This window comes from Arthrobacter sp. H5 (assembly GCF_000520595.1).
In the GTDB taxonomy this organism is placed as follows: Bacteria; Actinomycetota; Actinomycetes; order Actinomycetales; family Micrococcaceae; genus Arthrobacter_D.
Window position 1 is genome coordinate 1 of the sequence record NZ_KI915039.1, and the last position, 6121, is coordinate 6121.

Here is a 6121-nt window from a genome sequence, read left to right on the forward strand (position 1 = left end):
GTCGTTGGACTTGTACGGACGGGCACGGGTGAAGTAGAGGTCCTTATCATCGGCCCACTTGATCAGGGCGTGGTTGATGAACTCTCCACCATTGTCCGTATCCAGTCCGACCATGGGGAACGGCAACCGCGCAACAACATCATCCATCGCCCCCAGCACCCATTTGTGGGCGCCGTTACGGACCGCGACGTTCTCGGTCCACCCGGTGAACACGTCCGTGGCCGTCAGGGTTCTGGCGAATTCCCCGGCCAGGGTGGGTCCGCAGTGGACGACCATGTCCGCCTCGATGAAGCCGGGAGCCTGTTCGTGTTCATCGCCGGCCTTACGGACCGTGATCGAGTTACGCAGCAACGGCCCGGCCTTGGTCGCCGACAAACCACTGGGCTTCGCTGCGTCCCTGGTGGGCTTGAGTAACCGGTCAATCGTGGCACCGGAGATCTTCAGCAGCTGCGCCCGCACCAGCGGAGTAAACCGTTTCGGGTCAAGCTCCCCGTGAGCCTCAAGCCTGGGCAGCCACAGCCCATGGTCGCGGCAAGATACTTACCCGACGGCATCCCGGCCAGCCGCCACACCTGGATCAACACCCTAAGCGTGTCATAGCCGTAGGTACGCGGCCGTGGCCTGCGCGCCACGGCCTTCGCCGGTCCCTTGCGTTTCCGGGCGTTCGCCAGCGCACGGCGTGCATTAGCCCGGGACCAGCCGGTCACACCGGTCAGCTCATCAAGAATCCTCCCCTTCTCCTTCTTGGCAGCCTTCGCGTACTCCACAGCGGCCTTCTTCGTGATTTCCCGACGCGCACCCATCGATAACCCGTGACCCATTCCTCATCGTCGCTGCCGTGCCCGTGACAGGCCGTGATTTCGCGAGCGTTTCTCAAATGAGGCATGCACCCCATTTCGCGAGCACTATAGATGAGTCTTGTCGCCCCGACGCCAGCAGCGCGCCTATGCTGTAACATTGCATGCGATGCCTAGGCGAGGGAGCGCCCCCGGATTCATTCCGGCGGACTCCGTTATCGACGGTGGCTGGTCACATTTCCCGGTAGAACCGGCGACCTGTTGCTGGAGCACTGACTCCCTCTCCTGAGCTTTCGACTTCCGACAGTCCACAAGGAGAAATCATGTCCGAGCAGAAACTTGGCGCAGAACTGCGCACCGATTACGGCAAGGGCGCAGCCCGCCAGGCCCGCCGCGCCGAAAAGATCCCCGCGGTCATCTACGGCCACGGCGCAGATCCCATCCACATCCTGCTTCCCGCAAAAGCCACCACGCTTGCGCTGCGCCAGTCCAACGCACTGCTCACCATCGACGTGGAAGGCGAAACCCACCTGGCACTCGCCAAGGACATCCAGCGCAACCCGATCAAGCAGATCGTTGAGCACATTGACCTCCTCACCGTGCGTAGCGGCGAAAAGGTCATCGTGGACGTCTACATCCACATTGAAGGCGAACTTGCGCCCGGCGCCGTGATGAACCTTGAGCACCCCAACGTTTCCGTTGAGTCCGAGGCAACCCACATCCCCGAGTACCTCACCGTGAACATCGAAGGCCACACCGTAGGCGAGCACGTCTACGCCAAGGACATCGCGCTGCCCAAGGGCACCGTGCTGCTGATCGAGGATGACACCCTGATCATCAACATCACCTCACCAACCGTGCAGGACCTCGGCGAGGATGAAGAGACCGAAGGCACCGAAACCGCTGGCGAGACCGCCGGCGACGCCGAAGACTCCAACAGCTAACTGCGGCTCTCAATGGCAGATAACACCTGGCTGGTAGCCGGGCTCGGAAACCCCGGGCCCGGCTACGCCGGTAACAGGCACAACGTGGGTCAGATGGTGCTCAGCGTCCTCGCAGCCCGGATGGGCGGCAGCTTCAAATCCCACAAGTCGCACGCAGCCGTCCTCGAAGGCCGGCTGGGCATCGGCGGGCCGCGGGTGGTGCTGGCCAAACCCCTGACCTACATGAACCTCACCGGCGGACCGGTCTCCGCACTCTGCCGGTTCTATGACATCGCCGCCGACCATGTGGCGGCCGTCCACGATGAGATCGACATTCCCTTCAACGCCATCAAGCTGAAGACCGGCGGCGGCGAAGGCGGCCACAACGGGCTGCGGGACATCAGCAAGGCAATCGGGACGCGGGACTACCTGCGCGTCCGCGTGGGTGTGGGCCGCCCGCCGGGACGCCAGGACGCCGCCGATCACGTTCTCCGCGACTTCAGCGCGGCCGAAAAAAAGGACCTTCCCATCCTGCTGGAGGAGGCTGCCGACGCCGTTGAAGAACTTATCCTCCAGGGTCTGGTCAGTGCCCAGCAAAAGTTTCATTCCAGCGCTGGTTAGCGATAAAATAGAACGTGTCCACCGCGGGAGAAAACCACCCCGCCCGGTAGACAAAACAGGTGCACATAACGGATTGGTCACGGAGACTCATTCGTGCGTATGATTGCATCGGCCTACAGGCCCCAAGAGCGGGGGCCGACGTTGGGCGGCCTCTGAGACTGGGCCACCCCCATCCCAGCGTCGGTCCCTTTTTTGTGCGCTTTGCCCCCTTGGCACCCACTCTCAGCCTGCCACCGCTGCCCGCGTCCGCCGTCGTCCTAATCGATGACGAATAATTGGTGCGATAAGTCACATTCTGGCGTATTCTAAGGCCAGCGCAAGACGTGTTGGGGCGGACTCGATGAAACTTTGTGTTGTACCCGGTGCTGGCAGAAAACTGTCGCCACTTGAGGGAGATGGTGAACGGCCGGCCGGCCGCTTTTCCGGAGTGGACGGCGGCTGCACATGCTGAACGTCCATGGGGAATGGCCGCTGGTAGGGCGGGACAGTGAGCTGCGCGATGTGCGCCGCGCGCTTCTGGACAGTGAAGGCCACGGCGCAATCCTCACCGGCCAGTCAGGGGTGGGGAAAACCGCCCTCGCACAGCGCATTGCCCGGCAGCTCGGTGACGAGTTTGACCTTGTCTATGTACGCGGTTCCTCGATCACCGCCAAGATTCCCTACGGCGCACTCAGCTTTGTACTCAGCGATCTCGATGACGCCATTGTGGACAATCCACTGATGCTCCTGCGCGGCCTGCAGGAGCTCTACGAACAACGCCCGGACGGTCGTCAGACGCTGATCCTGGCTGACAACGTGGAGGACCTCGACCCGTCATCCTGCATGGCCATTTCCCATCTGGTCCGGGTGTCCGCGGTCAAGCTGCTGGCCGTGTGTCAGAGCATCGACGGTGCACCCGAGGAATTCTATGACCTGTGGAAAGACGAGGTGCTTCAGCGCATTGACCTGGCACCGCTGGGGCTGGCGCACACCACAACCCTTCTCGCCGCTGCACTCGACGCACCGGTGTCCCGGGCAGCCGCCGTGAGCATGTGGCAAACGAGCGGTGGAAACCCGCTGTTCCTGCAGGCACTGACCCGTGAGCAGATCGATTCCGGGGAGATGCTGGAGCGGGATGGCGTCTGGGTGGCAAATGCGCAGGACGCACGCAAGACAAGGCGCTCCGTTGCCGACTGGATCACGGTGAGGATCCGCAGGCTGCCCGCGGATCAGCGCGAAGTGGTGGAGCTTGTCTCAGTGGTGGGCGTGATTCCCCTTGAGCTGCTGCTGCGCTTTGTGCAGTCGGGGCCCGTTGACGAGCTGCAGCGGAGTAAATTCCTGGAATTGGAACTAGGGGACCGTCCCCTGGTACGTATTGCGAACAGGCTTGTGGGCGAGGTTATCCGCGCACAGGTGCCGCTCGGGAAAAGCCGGGAGCTGCTGCGGGCACTGGCAGCTGAGTCACACAACTGGGACATGCCCCCCATCAGCAGGATGACCTACGCGGCGTGGTGTCTGGACTGCGGCGCGGACATCGACGCGGACAGCCTGATCGAAGCCGGCCAGCTGGCCAACCGTCACTTCCAGCCCGCAGCGGCGCTCCGGTTTGTGCGTTCAATCCCGGGCTACCGGCGCCTGGCGCCGGCTGTGATTGAAGAGGCCCGTGCCCTGGGGATCTACGGCGACGTTGACGGTGCCCTTCAAGTGCTTGATGATTTCACCTCTGCAGGACACGCAATCCAAACGTCCGAGTGGGTCAGCATGGGGATCCTCCAGTGCAGGCTCATGGTTCAAAGCCACACCAGGTACGCAGAGGCGGCCCCGCGGCTCGCTCAACTCCGCGGCGGACTGCTCCTGGAGGCATCGGCCGGATCCGTTGAAGACCTGGTGGACACAGTGGAATCGTTTGCCGTGGAGCTTGCAGTCCACGAGGGACGCTACGCAGACATCATGGAGGACTACGCTGAGCTTTCGGCAGAGTGCCGTAACGACCACAGGCCGTCCCGGCATGAGGTGTGCGGCTGGCTCGCGGAGGCGATGGCCGTGACCGGACGGCAGGAAGACGCCGTCCGGCTGTGCACAGCGGTGGTGTCCCGTGTCATGGAGAGCAGCAGCGATCTGCTTGCACTCGAAGCTGCGCAGACCCAACTGTTCAAGGTCCTGGTCCTGTCCGGACAATGGGACGAATGCCTCATCATGCTCGAAGGACCGGGGACGCGGGGAACGGACACCATCTATGACGGGTCCGCCTCCGAATTTGCGGAGGGCTGCCTGCTCGCCTACGCGGGACGCGGAACCGAAGCGTTGGACAAACTGCTGCCCGCGCTCAGTCAACTTCACGTCAGCGACCGCCATCAACTCCTGGGCATGGCCGAAGCAGCCACCGCCTACGCTTACGCCCTGGTGGGCGAAGTGCAGGCTTCCCAGCAACATCTGGCCGCACTGGAGCGGGAGACCACGCGGCTCGGCTGGCTCGAACAACGCTCCATCCGCTATTTCGCCGTACTGGCCTCAACGGCAATTCTCCCGCCGCTGGAGGTTGCCCAGCACATGCTTGACCTCGCTGACGAGGACCGGCTATTGGGCAATCCGGGACACGAACTGATGTTCCTCTGCCAGGCCGTTCAACACGGCATGGTGTCCGCGGCGGACAGGCTTGCGTCCTCCGCCCGGTCCATGCAGGGCCCGCTCGCCGAGGTATGCGCTCTCTACGGGAAGGGCATTGCATCCCGCGACGTCCATCAGGTGCTGCTCGCGGCGCAGCGGTCAGCGGACATCGGAAACTACCGTCTGGCCAGCGACGCCGCCCGGGAGGCCGTGCAGATCGCCCAGTCCACCGGTGATCACGCCACCGTCTCCGCCGCCGAAAAAGTGCTCCGCGACGTCGGAGCCCCAGGTGTAGCCGGCCGCCGGAACGCCTTGGACCTGCTCACGGAGCGGGAACGCAGCATAGCCGTATTGGTGTCACAGTCCAGGAGCAACCGCGAGATTGCGGACGTGATGTTTGTGTCCGTCCGCACCGTCGAAGGACACGTCTACCGCATCTTCTCAAAGCTTGGAGTGTCATCCCGCAGCCAACTCGCACTGCTACTTGAGTAGTCGGATGGTGGCTGAACATTCCGAGGGGACACATGAACTAGTAGGCCGCGGACACCTGATAACGGAGATCCTGTCATCGATCACCGGGTCCCACTACCTGGGTGCGATGCTTGTCGGCGAAGCAGGAGTGGGAAAGACCGCCCTCGCCCGCAGCGTTGCCGACGCGCTCGATGGCACAGTTGCCGTCCTGCCGATTACTGCGAGCCCCTCGCTGCACCGGGTGCCGTTTGGCGCCCTGGCCCCCTACCTGAAATCCCTCTCCATCACCGATGTGGGTTCCTCCGTTGCCGTGTACCGCAGCATCATGGCGCACCTGGAAACGCGTCGCACGGACTCATCCTCGCTGCCACTGTTCCTGGTGGATGATTCACACGAGCTGGACGACAGCACCAGCGTGCTGCTGGCGCAACTCGTAGCAAGCCGGCGGGCCAAAATCCTTGCCCTGTCACGGTCAATCCCCGGTCCGCCCACCGAGTTCGCATCACTCTGGCAAGACGGGCTGCTGCACCGCTATGACCTTGGACCGCTGAACCCGCAGGAGGTCCATGAGCTGTGTGTCACGGAGCTGGGAGGCGAAGTACTGACCAGTGTCAGCGTCTCGCTGAGCCGGACATCCGGAGGCAACCCGATGTTCCTGCTGGCGCTGCTGCGCCAGGGGCAGCGCTCGGGCTACCTCCAGGCGCGCAACGGGATCTGGCGGCT

6 protein-coding genes are annotated in these 6121 nt (G+C 63.3%); 4 read left to right on the forward strand and 2 right to left on the reverse strand.

The window, feature by feature from the left end; genetic code table 11:
- A partial coding sequence (locus Y708_RS27050; RefSeq protein WP_155853982.1) for an integrase catalytic domain-containing protein occupies positions 1-459 on the reverse strand: 459 nt, incomplete at its 3' end.
- Positions 441-821: a hypothetical protein gene (locus Y708_RS27805; RefSeq protein WP_155853983.1), complete on the reverse strand. Its 381-nt coding sequence runs from the start codon at positions 819-821 to the stop codon at positions 441-443. The genes Y708_RS27050 and Y708_RS27805, both read right to left, overlap by 19 nt.
- Before the next feature lie 299 nt (positions 822-1120).
- Here Y708_RS27805 and Y708_RS0121280 point away from each other — a divergent pair, with 299 nt between their 5' ends.
- The 4 genes from Y708_RS0121280 to Y708_RS30130 form a co-directional block, all read left to right on the forward strand.
- Positions 1121-1741 (forward strand): 50S ribosomal protein L25/general stress protein Ctc, encoded by a 621-nt coding sequence (locus Y708_RS0121280; protein WP_028281469.1) that lies wholly within the window; start codon positions 1121-1123, stop codon positions 1739-1741.
- A gap of 12 nt (positions 1742-1753) precedes the next feature.
- A complete protein-coding gene (gene pth / locus Y708_RS0121285) occupies positions 1754-2341 on the forward strand; it encodes an aminoacyl-tRNA hydrolase (protein WP_028281470.1) in 588 nt (195 codons plus the stop codon).
- Positions 2342-2785: 444 nt separating this feature from the next.
- Positions 2786-5419 (forward strand): helix-turn-helix transcriptional regulator, encoded by a 2634-nt coding sequence (locus Y708_RS0121290; RefSeq protein ID WP_028281471.1) that lies wholly within the window; start codon positions 2786-2788, stop codon positions 5417-5419.
- A 4-nt stretch (positions 5420-5423) separates the two neighbouring features.
- Positions 5424-6121, forward strand: a 698-nt coding sequence (locus Y708_RS30130; protein WP_035777200.1) for an AAA family ATPase, incomplete at its 3' end; no start/stop codon positions are given.